The 14782-nt window shown below is 67.4% G+C and carries 13 protein-coding genes; 5 read left to right on the top strand and 8 right to left on the bottom strand.

Features of this window, described 5'->3' with window-relative positions; translation table 11 throughout:
- Nucleotides 1-115: 115 nt before the first annotated feature.
- Both RTI28_RS06050 and RTI28_RS06045 read left to right on the top strand, forming a co-directional pair.
- The gene (locus tag RTI28_RS06050) at nt 116-1135 is read left to right on the top strand and encodes a ligase-associated DNA damage response exonuclease (RefSeq protein WP_316919589.1); all 1020 of its coding nucleotides are present in this window, start codon (nt 116-118) and stop codon (nt 1133-1135) included.
- Nucleotides 1132-2790 carry an ATP-dependent DNA ligase gene (locus RTI28_RS06045; protein WP_316919588.1) on the top strand — a complete coding sequence of 553 codons (1659 nt, stop codon included), beginning with the start codon at nt 1132-1134 and terminating at the stop codon, nt 2788-2790. Before RTI28_RS06050 ends, RTI28_RS06045 begins: the two co-directional genes overlap by 4 nt.
- On the opposite strand, the gene RTI28_RS06040 is transcribed toward RTI28_RS06045, so the two are convergent.
- From RTI28_RS06040 to RTI28_RS06005, 8 genes are all read right to left on the bottom strand, one after another.
- Nucleotides 2783-4288, bottom strand: coding sequence for an MFS transporter (locus tag RTI28_RS06040; protein ID WP_316919587.1), 1506 nt, complete (start codon nt 4286-4288; stop codon nt 2783-2785). The genes RTI28_RS06045 and RTI28_RS06040 overlap by 8 nt on opposite strands.
- The gene (locus RTI28_RS06035; protein ID WP_316919586.1) at nt 4185-5174 is read right to left on the bottom strand and encodes a prephenate dehydrogenase dimerization domain-containing protein; all 990 of its coding nucleotides are present in this window, start codon (nt 5172-5174) and stop codon (nt 4185-4187) included. The genes RTI28_RS06040 and RTI28_RS06035 overlap by 104 nt, the downstream gene beginning before the upstream one ends.
- Nucleotides 5175-5177: 3 nt before the next feature.
- A complete protein-coding gene (gene pabB, locus RTI28_RS06030; protein WP_316919585.1) occupies nt 5178-7187 on the bottom strand; it encodes an aminodeoxychorismate synthase component I in 2010 nt (669 codons plus the stop codon).
- 3 nt (nt 7188-7190) lie between these two features.
- Nucleotides 7191-7523, bottom strand: coding sequence for a chorismate mutase (locus RTI28_RS06025; protein WP_316919584.1), 333 nt, complete (start codon nt 7521-7523; stop codon nt 7191-7193).
- A 16-nt stretch (nt 7524-7539) separates the two neighbouring features.
- On the bottom strand, nt 7540-8808 hold the full coding sequence (locus RTI28_RS06020; RefSeq protein WP_316919583.1) for an aminotransferase class I/II-fold pyridoxal phosphate-dependent enzyme: 1269 nt from the start codon (nt 8806-8808) through the stop codon (nt 7540-7542).
- Nucleotides 8805-9650 (bottom strand): N5-glutamine methyltransferase family protein, encoded by an 846-nt coding sequence (locus RTI28_RS06015; protein ID WP_316919582.1) that lies wholly within the window; start codon nt 9648-9650, stop codon nt 8805-8807. Before RTI28_RS06015 ends, RTI28_RS06020 begins: the two co-directional genes overlap by 4 nt.
- Nucleotides 9647-11077 (bottom strand): FAD-dependent oxidoreductase, encoded by a 1431-nt coding sequence (locus RTI28_RS06010; protein ID WP_316919581.1) that lies wholly within the window; start codon nt 11075-11077, stop codon nt 9647-9649. Before RTI28_RS06010 ends, RTI28_RS06015 begins: the two co-directional genes overlap by 4 nt.
- A gap of 375 nt (nt 11078-11452) precedes the next feature.
- Nucleotides 11453-12121, bottom strand: coding sequence for a LuxR C-terminal-related transcriptional regulator (locus RTI28_RS06005; RefSeq protein WP_316919580.1), 669 nt, complete (start codon nt 12119-12121; stop codon nt 11453-11455).
- A gap of 370 nt (nt 12122-12491) precedes the next feature.
- Between RTI28_RS06005 and RTI28_RS06000 the strand changes: the two genes are divergently transcribed.
- The 3 genes from RTI28_RS06000 (at nt 12492) to RTI28_RS05990 (ending at nt 14775) form a co-directional block, all read left to right on the top strand.
- Nucleotides 12492-13274 carry a transporter substrate-binding domain-containing protein gene (locus RTI28_RS06000; protein WP_316919579.1) on the top strand — a complete coding sequence of 261 codons (783 nt, stop codon included), beginning with the start codon at nt 12492-12494 and terminating at the stop codon, nt 13272-13274.
- A gap of 65 nt (nt 13275-13339) precedes the next feature.
- Complete coding sequence (locus RTI28_RS05995) at nt 13340-14068, top strand: ABC transporter permease (RefSeq protein ID WP_316919578.1); 729 nt, start codon at nt 13340-13342, stop codon at nt 14066-14068.
- Complete coding sequence (locus RTI28_RS05990) at nt 14065-14775, top strand: ABC transporter permease (RefSeq protein ID WP_316919577.1); 711 nt, start codon at nt 14065-14067, stop codon at nt 14773-14775. Before RTI28_RS05995 ends, RTI28_RS05990 begins: the two co-directional genes overlap by 4 nt.
- The last annotated feature ends 7 nt before the right edge of the window (nt 14776-14782 follow it).

Here is a 14782-nt window from a genome sequence, read left to right as displayed (position 1 = left end):
ATTGCCCTCAAGGACCTCATCGCTGGCAAGCCAGCGATGAGGTCCCGAAAATCAAAGAACTTCTCCCGCCCGCCACCGCTCTACCGCTACAAGCCCACCACCCAGGCCCATCGCCATGGACCTCGTCATCGCCCGCCCCGAAGGCCTGTACTGCCCACCCGGGGATTTCTACATCGACCCCTGGCGCCCGGTGGACCGCGCGGTCATCACCCATGGCCATGGCGATCACGCCCGCTCCGGCAATCGCCACTACCTCTGCGCCGAAGCCGGTGCCGGCATCCTCCGGGCCCGCCTCGGCAGCGACATCGACCTGCAGACCCTGCCCTACGGCCAGCCCCTGGACCACCACGGCGTCACCCTCAGCTTCCACCCCGCCGGCCACGTGCTCGGCTCGGCCCAGGTGCGCCTGGAATACCGCGGCGAGGTCTGGGTCGCCTCCGGTGACTACAAGGTGGAACCCGATGGCACCTGCGCGCCCTTCGAACCCGTGCGCTGCCACACCTTCATCAGCGAATCCACCTTCGGCCTGCCGATCTACCGCTGGCCGCCGCAGGCCGAGATTTTCCAGCAGATCAACGCCTGGTGGCGCGACAACCAGGCCCGCGGCAAGGCCAGCGTGCTGTTCTGCTACGCCTTCGGCAAGGCGCAGCGCATCCTCCACGGCATCGACGCCAGCCTCGGCCCGATCCTCGCCCACGGCGCCGTGGAGCCGCTGAACCGGGTCTACCGCGAGGCCGGCGTAGACCTGCCGACCACCCGCTACGCCGGGGATATCCCGCGCAACGACCCGCTGTTGCGCCAGGCCCTGATCATCGCCCCGCCGTCGGCCGGCGGCAGCAGCTGGATGCGCCGCTTCGGCGACTACAGCGACGCCTTCGCCAGCGGCTGGATGCGCCTGCGCGGAACGCGGCGGCGGCGCGGCGTCGATCGCGGCTTCGTGCTGTCCGACCACGCCGACTGGCCCGGCCTGCTCTGGGCCATCGAACAGACCGGGGCGCAACGGGTGATGGTCACCCACGGCTCGGTGCAGGTGCTGGTGCGCTATCTCACCGAACAGGGCCTCGATGCCCGCGCCTTCGTCACTGAATATGGCGAGGAAGACGATGCGCCAGGCAATGCGGAGGCCGCCTCATGAAGGCGTTCGCCGAGCTCTACCTGCGCCTGGACGCCACCACCTCCAGCAACGCCAAGCTGCAGGCCCTGCAGGACTATTTCAGCCAGGCGCCGGAGGAGGACGCGGCCTGGGCGGTGTACTTCCTCTCCGGCGGACGCCCGCGGCAATTGGTGCCGACGCGCCTGCTGCGGGAACTGGCGGTGCGCCTGTCAGGCCTGCCGGAATGGCTGTTCGAGGAGAGCTACCAGGCGGTGGGCGACCTCGCCGAGACCTTTTCCCTGCTCCTGCCGCAAAGCCCTCACAGCAGCGACGCCGGCCTGGCCTACTGGGTCGAGCAGCAGTTGCTGCCCCTGCGCGGCCTGGCCCCGGAGGTGCTGGCCGAGCGCCTGCCATCGCTGTGGGCGCAACTGGACCGCAACAGCCTGCTGGTGTGCATGAAGCTGATCACCGGCAGTTTTCGTGTCGGCGTGTCGAAGCTGCTGGTGACCCGGGCCCTGGCGCAACTGGCCGGACTGGATGCCAAGCAGGTGGCGCAGCGCCTGGTTGGCTACACCGACCTGCGGCACAGGCCGGACGCCGCCGCCTACCGCGCCCTGATCGCCGCGCCCAGCGCCGAGGAACATGCGCAGCGTGGCGGCCAGCCCTACCCGTTCTTCCTCGCCCACGCCCTGCAGCAGGACGTGGAACAGTTCGACACCCTGCTCGGCCCGGTCGATGCCTGGCAGGCAGAGTGGAAGTGGGATGGCATTCGCGCGCAGCTGGTCAAGCGCGAGGGGCAGTTGTGGATCTGGTCGCGGGGCGAGGAACTGGTCACCGAGCGCTTTCCCGAATTGCACGCGCTGGCGGCGAGCCTGCCGGACGGCACGGTGCTGGACGGCGAAATCGTCGTGTGGAAGCCCGACAGTCGCGTCGACGGGATCGCCGTGCAGCCCTTCGCCCTGTTGCAACAGCGCATCGGACGCAAGACCCTGGGCAGGAAACTGCTGGCCGAAGCGCCGGTGGTCCTGTTGGCCTATGACCTGCTGGAGTGGCTTGGCGAGGACTGGCGCAACCGCACGCAGCAGCAACGCCGTCAGCAACTGGAACAGGTCGTGGGGCAATGCCAGAGCGCGGTCCTGCAGCTTTCGCCGCTACTGCGGGCCAGCGACTGGGCCGACCTCGCCCGCCAGCGCGAGGCGTCGCGCAGCCGGGGAGTCGAGGGGCTGATGCTCAAGGCCCGGGAAGCGCTGTATGGGGTCGGCCGGACCAAGGACATGGGCGTGTGGTGGAAATGGAAGATCGACCCGTTCACCGTCGATGCCGTGCTGATCTACGCCCAGCGCGGCCACGGTCGGCGCGCCAGCCTCTACAGCGACTACACCTTCGCCGTGTGGGACGCCCCGCCCGGCAGCGCGGAACGCACCCTGGTGCCGTTCGCCAAGGCCTATTCCGGCTTGAGCGATGTGGAGATGCGCGGGGTCGACAGCATCATCCGCAAGACCACCGTCGAGACCTTCGGCCCGGTGCGCAGCGTGACCCCGAGCATGGTCTTCGAGCTGGCCTTCGAAGGCATCGCCCTGTCGAAACGGCACAAGAGCGGCATCGCCGTGCGCTTTCCGCGGATGCTGCGCTGGCGCCAGGACAAGCCGGTGGAGGAAGCGGACGACCTGGCGACGCTGCAGGCGTTGCTCAGCTAGTCCCTGCAGGCGCTGGCATTCCTCGCAAACTGCGCAGGACCAGAAGCGCAAACAGCACCACGCCCAACGCCACCACCCCGCTGGTAACGCTCACCCCATCGCGAAACGCGGCATTCACCGCCGACAGCACGCCGCCGCCCTCTTGCAGCGCATGCGCCCCGCCCAGCGTCGCGGTGGCGCGCAGCACCTCCTCGGAGACACCCTCCGGCAGCACCAGCGACAAGCGATACAGCGCCGCCACCGCCCCGCCGATCAGCGTGGTCCCCAACACCACCCCCACTTCATACGCCGTCTCGCTGACCGACGAAGCACTGCCGGCCCGCTCCGCCGGCACGCTGCACAGCACCAGGTCATTGGACACGCTGGTGATTGCCGCCACGCTGACATTCAGCAGCAGGAAGGCGATGCCCAGGCTCGCCACGCTGGCCTCGACCAGTGCCATCACGGCGAACGCCCCCGCCGCCAGCAACAGACAGGCGCTGATCAAGTGGTTCGGTGCAACCCGGCGGGCAAGCGTGACTACCGCCATCCCGGCCAGCAGGGCCAGCACCTGCCCCGGCACCAGGATCAGGCACGCCGCCAGCGGTGACAGGCCGAACACCAGTTGCAGCAGTTGCGTGGCGAAGAAGATGAAGCCGACCAGCAACCCCAGACTCACCAGGTTGACCAGGATCGACACGCTGAACGCCCGGTGCCGAAACAGGCGCAGGTCGAGCAGCGGCTGCTCCAGCTGCAACTGCCGGCGCACGAACGACAGGCCCCAGGCCAGCCCCGCCAGCAGGCACAGCAGCGCCTGGGCATCGAAACCGCGGGTGGCGGCCTGCTTGAGCGCCAGCATCACGCAGGTCATGGCCGCCAGGCTGAGCAGGATGCTCGGCACATCCACCGCCCCGCCCGCCTGTCGCTCGGTGTCGTTGATCGACGGTGCCAGCAGCAGGACCGGCAGGAGAAATGGCAGGGCCACGAGAAACACCGATGGCCAGTCGAAGAACTGCAACAGCACCCCGCCGAGCAACGGCCCCAGGGCCGAGCCGAGGGTCAGGCAGGTGGCCCACACCGCCACGGCGAGGCGGCGTTCCTCGCGATCGTCGAAAGCGCTGCGGATCAGCGCCAGGGTTGCGGGCAGGATCATCGCCCCGAACACCCCGAGCAAGGCCCGCCCGGCGATCAGTTGCCAGTCCTGCCAGGACAGGGCCAGCAACAGCGACACCACGGCAAAACCGCCGCAGCCGATGAACAGCAGCCGGCGGTGGCCGAAGCGATCGCCGCTGCTGCCCATGGTCACCAGCAGCGCGGCCAGCACCAGCGAGTAGGCATCGATCATCCACAGCTGCGCCGCGGCCGAAGGGTTGAGTGCCACGGCGATGCGCGGCAGGGCGAAATTGAGGATGGTGTTATCGATGGTGACCAGCAGCACCGGCAGCATGATCACCAGCAACGCCGTCCCCTTGCTGCGGTCCCTGAGCATCGAGAACAGAGGGCTTGCCGCTTGCTGCATCGTGGGTCTCTCCCTGAGTGGTGTTCAACAGACTGAAAAGCCGGGCGCACATCCGTGCGTGGTGCTCGTGGCTGGCGCCGAGGTAGTCGCGCACCGCGTCGAGTTCGGCGACGAAGGCGTCCGGGGTGTCCTGGCGGCAGAACTGGTGCAGCAGGTCCAGGCCCGCCGCCAGGTACTCGCGCTGGCGCGCACCGTGACGGTTGTGGCGCTGGATGTCCCAGTAGGTTTGCGGCGGGTTGTCGAGGATCCGTGCGCACAGGCCGAGCAGGGCCTGCATCGGCGGCGGCGCCAGCGCCGCGAGCAGCGCCGGATCGCATTCGCTGCGCTGCACGGCCAGGGCGAACGCCAGCACCGCGGCGTGCGGCAGGGTCTGGCAAACCGCCATGAGGCGGTCATGTTCATCCGGCCGCAACCGGCTGACCCGCATCCCGCACGCCTGCAGCAGCCCGGCAAAGTCATCGCCCGCCGCGCCAGGTTCACGCTCGCAAAGCAGCAGTGGACGCCCGCGACAATCCAGGGTCGGCGAGAACATCGGGTTGACGCCCAGCGACGGCACGCCGGGCAACAGCCGTACCGCCCGGGCCTGGAAGGGCTGCTGCACCGAGCAGGTGTTGATCAGCAGGCGCAGCGAAGGCAGGCGCGGCGCATAGCGCTCCAGCACCTGCAGGGCGACCTCCTCCGGCAGCGCCAGGACCAGCACGGTGGCGGCCTGGAGCAGTTCCGGGGCCTCCTCGGGCAGCTCCAGGGCATCCATCACCCGCTGGTCGAAGGCCCGTCCGGCCGGCTCGCGGTCGATGACGATCGGCGCATGCCCGGCGTCGGCCAGCAGGCCGGCGATGAAGCGCCCGACGATGCCGGCGCCGCCGACGATCAGATACTTGTCCATGTCTCACCTCCTGATGGCGTGGAACGGCACGCTGGCCTTGACCAGCGTCTCGTGCATTTCCTGCTCGGGGTCCGAGGCCGCGACGATGGCGCCGCCGATGCCGAAGCGGGCGATGCCGTCGCGGAGCACCGCGGTACGGATGACGATGCTCAGCTCGGTGTGCCCGTCGAGGCCGATCCAGCCCAGGGCACCGGCGTACACACCGCGCGCCGATGCCTCCAGGCGGTCGATGATCTGCATGGTCCGGCGCTTCGGTGCACCGGTCATGGAACCACCGGGAAAACAGGCGCGGATCGCCGCGAAGACATCGACATCGGCGCGCAGGCGTCCCTCCACGGTGGACACCAGCTGGTGCACCGAGGAATAGCTTTCGATGGCAAAGGCCTGCGGCACCCGCACCGTTCCCGGCACGCAGATGGCGTTGAGGTCGTGACGCACCAGGTCGACGATCATCAGGTTCTCCGCACGGTCCTTGGCCGAACCGGCGAGGTCTTCGCGCAGCAGCCGGTCGATCTCCGGGGTGCAGCCACGCGGGCGGGTGCCCTTGATCGGCCGCGACTGCACCCGAGCGTCACGGTCGATGCGCAGGAAGGTCTCCGGCGAAGCGCTGAGGATGGCGAACTCGCCCGTGTCGATGAACGCACCATAGGGCACCGGACTGATTGCCCGCATGCGCTGGTAGACGCGCAGCGGTGCTTCGGCGCAGGGCATGCGCGCGCGGTTGGTCAGGCAGATTTCATAGGACTCGCCCTCGACGATCTGTTGCAGGCAGGCATCCACCTTGGCCTGATAGGCGCTGGAACAATCCGCCAGCCCCAGGGCGGCCTCGGCCACCGGCCCCGGAAAGTACTCGGGGACCTTGCCCGGCTCGGCCTGACGCGGCGGCCGCAGGCTCAGGCGCTCGCCCCACAGGTGGCAATGCCAGGCCTGGTCGCGATGGTGATCGAACACCAGGAAATTCTGCGGCAGGTAGAACAGCGCGTCGGGCAGGTCCGAAACGTGCAGGTTGTCGGCACCGGTCAGCGCCTTCAGTTCGTAGCCCAGGTAGCCCACCAGGCCCGCGCTGAACGGAAACGGCGCCTGCGTCTCCCCCGTTGGCCGCAAGCACACCATGATCCCGCTCATCAACGCGAAGAAATCGCCGCGCAGCACGCTGCGTCCGCCAGGGCCCTCGATACGCAGCTGGCAGCGCTCGACGTCATAGCGGAACACCAGCGCCGAGCCCGGATCGCAGGCCCCCATCAGCGAATAGCGGGCCTGGCCCGGGTCGGCCAGTTCGCTGTCCAGCCAGAAGGCCGCGGCGGCGTCGCCGAACTGGCTGGCGAAGGCGTCCAGCGGCGCCGGCAGGGGCGCCAGCGCCTGGTAGTCGAGCTGCAGCCGCGCGGGCCCGCCGGCGGCGTCCAGGGCCGCGGCGATCGCCTCCTGATCGGGCAGGCCGCGCCTTTCGTCAACCAGGCGAACGAAGTTGCGCAGGATCTGCCGGCCGAACTGCGAATCGATGGATTCGGGATGGAACTGCACGCCCCAGATCGGCCGCTCGCGATGGGCCAGGCCCATGACCAGGCCGCAGGCCGAGCGCGCGGTGACCGCCAGGCAGTCCGGGACTTCGGTGCAGACCAGCGAGTGATAGCGCACCACCTCGAAGTCCTGCTCGATGCCGGCGAACAGGTCGTCGGCGCTGTGGCGGATGCGCGTGCGATAGCCGTGTACCGGCTGCGGTGCGCGCTCCACCCGGCCGCCGAAAAAGCAGTTGATGCCCTGGTGGCCGAGACAGACCCCGAGCAGCGGCACGCTCGCCTGCTCCAGCACCTCGCGACAGACCCCGAAGTCGGCGGCCCGCGCCGGATGCCCCGGTCCCGGCGACAGCACCACGGCATCGAAACACGCCAGGTCGAGCTGCTCGAAACGCCGGGTGTTGGGCACCACCACCGGCTGCTCGCCGCAGACCTCATAGAGGTACTGGGCGATGTTGTTGGTGAAGGAGTCGAAGTTGTCGACGATCAGCACGCGCATGGCTCAGCCCTCGCCCAGGCGCTGCAGATCGGTAATGACCCGCAGCTCTTCGTCGCAGGTTTCCTCGATGATCAGCTGGAACAGGTCTTCGAGGTATTCCGCGCGCAGTTGCCGGGTCCGCGACAGTTCGCGCACCCGCTCCAGGGTCGACACCACACGCTGCGGCTGGATGACCGGCATGCCGCGACGCGCCTTGATGTGGGCGATGACCCGGCAGATGGTCATGCGCTCGGCGAGCAGGTCGACCAGCAGCAGGTTGATCCGGTCCAGTTGCTCGCGGCAGGGCCGCAGGTCCTGGAGCCCCGCGGACGCCGGATCGAAAGGAATGCCTGACATATCGCTGCCTCCGCGTTCAACGTTGGCCGGGAGCCCGGCTCAGTTGCAGGTTGAGCTTGCGTGCCAGGCAGTCGATCTGCTCCGGGCTGTGCGCCGCCGAAACCGCGCAGCGCAGCAGGGCGCGGCCGCTCTCGACGATCGGGTAGAACACCGGGAACACCACCAGCCCCGAGGCACGCAGGGCACTGGCGGCGATGCTGCCCTGGCGCTCGTTGTCGAACAGCGCGCCGCGGATCGGCGCACGCAGACCGCTGTTCAGCAGGGGCTGCTCGACCCGCTCGTCGAGGCGTCGCAGGTTGCCCCACAAAGCCTGTTGCAACGGCTGGATCTCCGAGGACAGGTGGATCTGCGCCGCGGCGACGTTGGCCGCCAGCAGCGGCACCGGGATGCTGTGACCGAATACCAGGGGATTGGCCAGGGCGCGCAGTTGCCCGACATTGGCCCCGGGCTTGAGCACGATGAAACCGCCGGCGCCGCCGAAGGCCTTGCTCAGCGAGCCGGCGATCAGGGTGTTGGCCGGCAGCTCATGGCCGAGGTTGTCGAAGGCATAGCCGGCGCCATAGCGACCGCTGATGGAGATGCCGTGGGCATCGTCGACGTACAGATAGCCAGCGTGCCCGCGCAGGCGCTCGGCGAGAGATGCCACCGGCAGCAGGCCGGACATCGAACCGACCCCATCGATCAGCAGCACCGGGGTGCGGCGCTCTCGATCGCACTGGGCAAGGGCCTGGTCCAGCGCATCGCTGTCGGCGCTGTCGACCCGCTGCACCGGGCCGAACTGCGCCAGTACCCCGCGCAGCACCTGCATCGAGGCATGGGCGGTACGGTCCACCAGCCACATCACCCCGGCCTCGCGGGTGGCATAGCCGTCCATGCCGCCGCTGCCGAGCAATGGCAGCACGCCGAGATGGGCATTGCTGGTGGAACTGAACACGGTGACGCTGCAACCGGCGTAGATATCGCCGAGCAGTTGCTCCAGCTGGCGCAGGTACACCGGGCTCATCGCCCCGCGACTGGACGACAGGTGTACGCCGATCCGCTCCAGCGCCACCTGGGCGGCGAGGATCAGCGCCGGATGGCTTTCCAGGCCGAGGTAGGAACAGGAGACGAACTCGGTGCAGGTGCTGCCGTCCACCAGGGTCAGTTGCTTGCCGTTGCGGGCGATCACCTCGAAGCCGGTGAGGCCCTCGGCCAGCGCGCTGTCCAGGGCCTGGCTAGTGCGCTGGCGGCGGATGTTCATCCAGTTGTCGTCGGTGCCGGCGGGCACCGGTGCGTGGTCATTCATGCCGTTCTCCCCACGGTAAAGACGGAGGGCCCCGTCGCGTCGCTGAAATCGTCGTCGTGGCAGTGCCGGATCGAGTGGAAGCCCTGCGCTTCCAGCAGGCTGCCGACCTGCGCCGACTGCGTCTCGCCGTGCTCGACCAGAAGCACCCCGCCCGGGCGCAGCAGCGCCGCGGCCAGGCGTGCGCTGGCGGCGATCAGCTCGCCACCCCGCTGCCCGGCGAACACGGCAGCCGGTGGATGGTGCCGGCTCCATTCGGGCAGCAGCTCGGTGCCATGGGGCACGTAGGGCGGATTACTGACCACCACATCGACGCCGCCACGGGCATGCTCGAACGCCTCCGGGCAGGTGATGTCCGCCGCCAGCAGGCTGACCTCGTGCCGCGCATCGACACGCTGGATGTTGCGCCGCAGATAGGCTTGCGCGGTGCTGTCGTGCTCGACGCAGACCGTGCGCGCGGCACTGCCGGCCCAGATCGCCAGGCCGATGGCACCGACCCCGGCGCACAGGTCGTAGACCGTCGATTCGCGACTCAGGGCCAGGTTGCGCTCGATCCAGCGCACCATGGCCAGGCTCTGCCGGCGTGGCACGAAGGTGCCGCTGCCGACCAGCAGGCGCTGCTCGCCGAAGTCGACGTAACCGAGGATGTGGCCCAGCGGAATGCGCGCGCAGCGCTCGGCGACATCGCTGCGGAAACTATCCAGGCGCTGCGCATCGAGGGCCCGGTCGGGGCTGAAGTGCTTGTCGGTGAGGGCCCGCAGGTCGCCGAGCGGATCCCACACCCCGGCGCCGTCGAGTTTGCGCAGGGCCATGGCCTGATGGTGTTCGAACGCACAGAGAATCATGACCAGGCCTCGTAGTAGCGGGCCAGGCGCTCGTACATCGAGCGGTACAGCCAGGAGAAGGCCACCAGCTCTGGCGGCGGGGTGTAGCGCGGATGCAGCGAAGTGACCAGGCGCGTGTAGTTCTCGCTCATGCCCTGGTCGAGCAGCGGCATCCAGTACGGCTTGATGTTCCAGCGATACTCGTAGCCCGTGGCGAACATCTGCCGCACCGTTTCCGCCACCGTCTCGTCCCGCGGCAGTCCGGCCAGGGGTTCGCGCAGCGGGGTGAAGCCGCTCAGGTCGAGGGGGTTGTCGAGCCCTTCGATACGGTCGGCGATCCAGCCGGCCAGCAGCGGCGACTGGTGCAGGCCGTCGCGGTAGGTGCCGGTGGCCAGCCACAGGCCGTCGTACTCGCAGGGCCCGATCAGGGGGAAACCATCGGCGCTGATCGGCCGGTTGCCGACCTGGATATCGACGATGGCCGCGTCATGCAGATCGAGGTTGAGCTGGTCGACCGCGCAGTCGAGGAGAAACTGCACGTCGGACACCTGGGCATGGCTGCGCGGTTGCTCGGCAAGGATATTGGTAGCGCCGACATACAGCAGGTCGTCGCCCCGCGGCACGCAATGCAGCCCGCAGGCGAAGGCCCGGTTCGGCGTGCGGATCACCGTGCGCGGCAGGCTCTGCCCGGGCCGCAGGCGCAGGAGGATGGACACGCCGTAACCGGCGAACAGCGGCGGAAGGTGCCGATGGATTTCCTCCAGGCCCTCGAGCAGTTCCAGCGAGTGCACCCCGGCGGCCACCACCACGTGCCGGGCCGGCAGATGCCGGCCATCGTCGAGCGCCACGCCGGTGACGCTCCAGCCTTCGCTGAGCACCGCGCGGGCGTTGCCGTCGATGATCTCGCCGCCACAGCCGAGCAGCGCGGCGTCGAGCTTGTCCAGCAGCAAGGGCGCGTCGATGGCGTTCTCGTCGGGAATCAGCAAGGCCTGCATCGGCCGCACCAGCTCGTTGGCCCTGACCCACTCCAGTTGCTCCGGCGCCAGCGGGGTGTAGAAGGTCTGGTAGTCGCGCAGGGCCTGCTCGATGGCTGCGTAGTTGCCGCTATCGATCTCGCCCAGGCCGGCGGAATTGAGGATCACGTGGGTGCCGCAGGCACTGAGCAGGCCGGCCGGGTTGCCGCTGGCGCGACTCAGGCGTTCGCTCCAGTGCGCCCAGAGGCCCTTGGCCTGGATATCCATCGCTAGTTTCAGGCGACCGGGCTCGCTGGCCAGCAGACCGCGAGTGACCTCGCCGAAGCAGCCGTTCATGGCGCCCGCGGCGCGCGAGGCAGCATTGCGCCGACTGACCTCGCCAACCCGGCAGACGCTCAGCCCGCGGCTCGCCAGTTCGAATGCGATGGATGCGCCGACAGCACCGCTGCCGACCACAACAACGTCATGAATCATGGTTGTCTCCAGCAATTGCGAAAGCGAAAAACGGGACGGCTGGCACGCGGGGGCAGCGCCAGGAGACAAGCTGCCGACTTGCCTCGAACCCGTCCGAAATGTCAGGGGGGAGCCGAGAGCGAACAAAGGGTGGGATTGTTCGCTCGCGGCTCATCCACTCGACAGCACGGCGCAGACACTAGGGGCAATGGGGCTCAGCAACAACTGCCGGAACAGGTAGGCTGCACGTTGTAGGAAATATCCCAGCTGATAGTTCCTGATTGACGAAGATCGTTATCTTTCGCGGCGCCATCGCTTTCAACAATGACGTTTGCCCTGGTCGACCCCGGCCTAAACAGGCCGCCCGACATTCGCCGCAAGACGACGAACGGAGCCTCAGATCAGGCCCAATGCCGCGGCATGGGCCGCCGCCAGTACGCGGTTGGGCGAGTCGAACTTGCGCAGGATGCTCTTGATGTGGAAGTTCACCGTGTGTTCGGAAAGCTGCAGGATCCCGGCGATGCCCTTGGAGCACTTGCCATCGGCGATCCAGCGCAATATCTGGGTTTCCCGCTCGCTGAGGATGATCTTCGGCGGAAGGCCTTCGACACGTTGCAGATGCTCGTCGAGCAACTCCAGCAAACTGCGCAGCTGCAACTTCAGGGGCAGCAGTTCCCGGGACTTTATCGAGCCTTTGCGTCGGGCCACGCACAGCAGTTGCCAGGCGCCATCGGCACCGCGCTGGATGCAGGTGGCGCCGCTGGCATAGCCGTGCTCGCGCAGGTCGCCGGGGGCCTGGCCATAACGGTCCCAGATCAGCAGGCCCGGACGCAGGGTCGTGCTGGCGCCAGTGTCGTCGCGCCAGTCGGCGGGATAGTTGCCGTTGAAGCGTGTGCGCGCCTGGCTGAACGGCAGCCGCGGGCGACGGCCATGGGCAAAGCGCTCGAAGCCCAGGCTGCGTACCTGGCGGGCGGTTTCGGCGAACAGTTCTTCGGGAGTGCAGCAATCGTCGAAGCGGGCGTTGGTGGTGAGCCACCATTGCAGGATGTCGGGGGTGGCGCTCACTGGCTGATCCTTGTCAGGTGCATGTCGGCACTCTCCTGTGCCCTCCAGAGCCAGCTCCCACAAGGTTCGGTGTACGCCGTCGATGCGGGAGCCAAGGTCCGGACCCTATCCAGCCGACCCCGGCAGCGGCAACGCTTCCCCCCGATGCAAATGTTTCAGCATTTGACCCCGCACGCACCGACACCCCGCACACCCCGCGCGCAGCCGCCCTGCCACGGGGCATGCGGCCTTATCGACAAGGCCAGGTCAAGCAACACAATCAGCGCCCCGGGCACACTGGTGCGGAACTTGCTATCACTGTGAAGTCAGGCCGCGACCGGTAACGGTGCACGGCCAACTCCAACATTCGCCGCATCTCAAGGACTACACGATGAAAAAAGCATGGCTGACGCTTTCCGCTGTTGCTCTGTGTCTGGCTGCCGGCAGTACCCTGGCCAAGGAATACAAAGAGCTGCGCTTCGGCGTCGATCCGTCCTACGCCCCCTTCGAATCCAAGGCCGCCGACGGCAGCCTGGTGGGCTTCGATATCGATCTGGGCAATGCCATCTGCAAGGAACTGAAAGTCACCTGCAAATGGGTCGAAAGTGACTTCGACGGCATGATTCCGGGCCTCAAGGCCAACAAGTTCGACGGCGTGATCTCATCCATGACCGTCACCGACGCGCGGGAGAAAGTCATCGACTTTTCCAACGAGCTGTTCTCCGGCCCGACCTCGCTGGTCTACAAGAAAGGCTCGGGCCTGAGTACCGACCTGGCCTCGCTCAAGGGCAAGACCGTGGGCTACGAGCAAGGCACCATCCAGGAGGCCTACGCCAAGGCCGTGCTGGACAAGGCCGGGGTCAAGACCCAGGCCTACGCCAACCAGGACCAGGTCTATGCCGACCTGCTCTCCGGCCGCCTCGATGCCTCGATCCAGGACATGCTCCAGGCCGAGCTGGGCTTCCTCAAGTCCGAGAAAGGCGCCGGCTACGAAGTGAGCCAGCCCGTGGACAGCGAACTGCTGCCGTCGAAGACCGCGGTCGGCATCCGCAAAGGTAACACCGAGCTGAAGGAGCTCCTGAACAAAGGTATCAAAGCGTTACACGATGATGGCACCTATGCCGAAATCCAGAAGAAGCACTTCGGTGACCTGAACCTCTACAGCGGCAAGTAACCGCGCAACCGGTGCCCGCCCTGCGATGGCGGGCACTTCTTTTTTCTGCCTTGGGGTTCGCGTCAATGCTCGACGACCTGCTCGCCCTGCTCGGGCTTTCCGCATTCAGTCTGAAAGGCTTCGGCCCACTGCTCTGGCAGGGCACCTGGATGACCGTGAAACTGTCCTTCGTCTCCCTGCTGGTGGCGGTCGGCCTCGGCCTGATCGGCGCCAGCGCCAAGCTCTCGCCGATCCGCCTGCTGCGCCTGCCGGCACAGTTCTACACCACGCTGATCCGCGGCGTGCCGGACCTGGTGCTGATGCTGCTGATCTTCTACAGCCTGCAGACCTGGCTCACCAGCCTTACCGACTACATGGAATGGGAGTACATCGAGATCGACCCGTTCGCTGCCGGGGTCATCACCCTCGGCTTCATCTACGGCGCCTACTTCACCGAGACCTTTCGCGGCGCCATCCTCGCCGTGCCGCGCGGCCAGGTCGAGGCGGCCACGGCCTATGGCCTCAAGCGCATGCAGCGCTTCCGCTTCGTGGTCTTCCCGCAGATGATGCGCTTCGCCCTGCCGGGCATCGGCAACAACTGGATGGTCATGCTCAAGGCCACCGCGCTGGTCTCGATCATCGGCCTCGCCGACCTGGTCAAGGCGGCGCAGGACGCCGGCAAGAGCACCTACCAACTGTTCTACTTCCTGGTGGTGGCGGCGCTGATCTACCTGTTGATCACCAGTGCTTCGAACCTGGTCCTGCGCTGGCTGGAACGGCGCTATAACGTCGGCACCCGGGAGGCGCTGCGATGATCGAACTGCTGCAGGAATACTGGCGCGCCTTCCTCTACACCGACGGCAGCAACATCACCGGCCTGGCGATGACCATGTGGCTGCTCAGCGCGTCGCTGGCATTCGGCTTCGTCGCCTCGATCCCGCTGTCCATCGCCCGCGTCTCGCGGCGCTTCTGGATACGTTGGCCGGTGCAGTTCTATACCTACCTGTTCCGCGGCACGCCGCTCTATATCCAGCTGCTGATCTGCTACACCGGGATCTACAGCATCGCCGCGGTGCGCGAACAACCGCTGCTGGATGCGTTCTTCCGCGATGCGATGAACTGCACCATCCTCGCCTTCGCCCTGAACACCTGCGCCTACACCACGGAGATCTTCGCCGGGGCGATCCGCAGCATGCACCACGGTGAAATCGAGGCGGCCAGGGCCTACGGGCTGCACGGCTGGAAACTCTATGCTTACATCATCATGCCGTCGGCGCTGCGCCGCTCGCTGCCGTTCTACAGCAATGAGGTGATCCTGATGCTGCATTCGACCACCGTGGCCTTCACCGCCACCGTGCCGGATATCCTGAAAGTGGCGCGGGACGCCAACTCGGCGACCTTCCTCACCTTCCAGTCGTTCGGCATCGCAGCGCTGATCTACCTGTGCGTCACGTTCACCCTGGTCGGCCTGTTCCGCCTCGCCGAACGGCGCTGGCTAGCCTTCCTCGGCCCCGCTCACTAGGACTTTC

Origin of the sequence: Pseudomonas sp. zfem002, assembly GCF_032621685.1 — a bacterium.
Classification (GTDB): domain Bacteria; phylum Pseudomonadota; class Gammaproteobacteria; order Pseudomonadales; family Pseudomonadaceae; genus Aquipseudomonas; species Aquipseudomonas japonica.
This window is presented reverse-complemented; position numbering and strand designations above follow the sequence as displayed.

What these genes read in the sequence shown, in the direction of transcription:
- RTI28_RS06050 (WP_316919589.1), top strand. Translation starts at nt 116, where the DNA reads ATGGACCTCGTCATCGCCCGCCCCGAAGGCCTGTACTGCCCACCCGGG.
- RTI28_RS06045 (WP_316919588.1), top strand. Translation starts at nt 1,132, where the DNA reads ATGAAGGCGTTCGCCGAGCTCTACCTGCGCCTGGACGCCACCACCTCC.
- RTI28_RS06040 (WP_316919587.1), bottom strand. Translation starts at nt 4,288, where the DNA reads ATGCAGCAAGCGGCAAGCCCTCTGTTCTCGATGCTCAGGGACCGCAGC.
- RTI28_RS06035 (WP_316919586.1), bottom strand. Translation starts at nt 5,174, where the DNA reads ATGGACAAGTATCTGATCGTCGGCGGCGCCGGCATCGTCGGGCGCTTC.
- pabB (WP_316919585.1), bottom strand. Translation starts at nt 7,187, where the DNA reads ATGCGCGTGCTGATCGTCGACAACTTCGACTCCTTCACCAACAACATC.
- RTI28_RS06025 (WP_316919584.1), bottom strand. Translation starts at nt 7,523, where the DNA reads ATGTCAGGCATTCCTTTCGATCCGGCGTCCGCGGGGCTCCAGGACCTG.
- RTI28_RS06020 (WP_316919583.1), bottom strand. Translation starts at nt 8,808, where the DNA reads ATGAATGACCACGCACCGGTGCCCGCCGGCACCGACGACAACTGGATG.
- RTI28_RS06015 (WP_316919582.1), bottom strand. Translation starts at nt 9,650, where the DNA reads ATGATTCTCTGTGCGTTCGAACACCATCAGGCCATGGCCCTGCGCAAA.
- RTI28_RS06010 (WP_316919581.1), bottom strand. Translation starts at nt 11,077, where the DNA reads ATGATTCATGACGTTGTTGTGGTCGGCAGCGGTGCTGTCGGCGCATCC.
- RTI28_RS06000 (WP_316919579.1), top strand. Translation starts at nt 12,492, where the DNA reads ATGAAAAAAGCATGGCTGACGCTTTCCGCTGTTGCTCTGTGTCTGGCT.
- RTI28_RS05995 (WP_316919578.1), top strand. Translation starts at nt 13,340, where the DNA reads ATGCTCGACGACCTGCTCGCCCTGCTCGGGCTTTCCGCATTCAGTCTG.
- RTI28_RS05990 (WP_316919577.1), top strand. Translation starts at nt 14,065, where the DNA reads ATGATCGAACTGCTGCAGGAATACTGGCGCGCCTTCCTCTACACCGAC.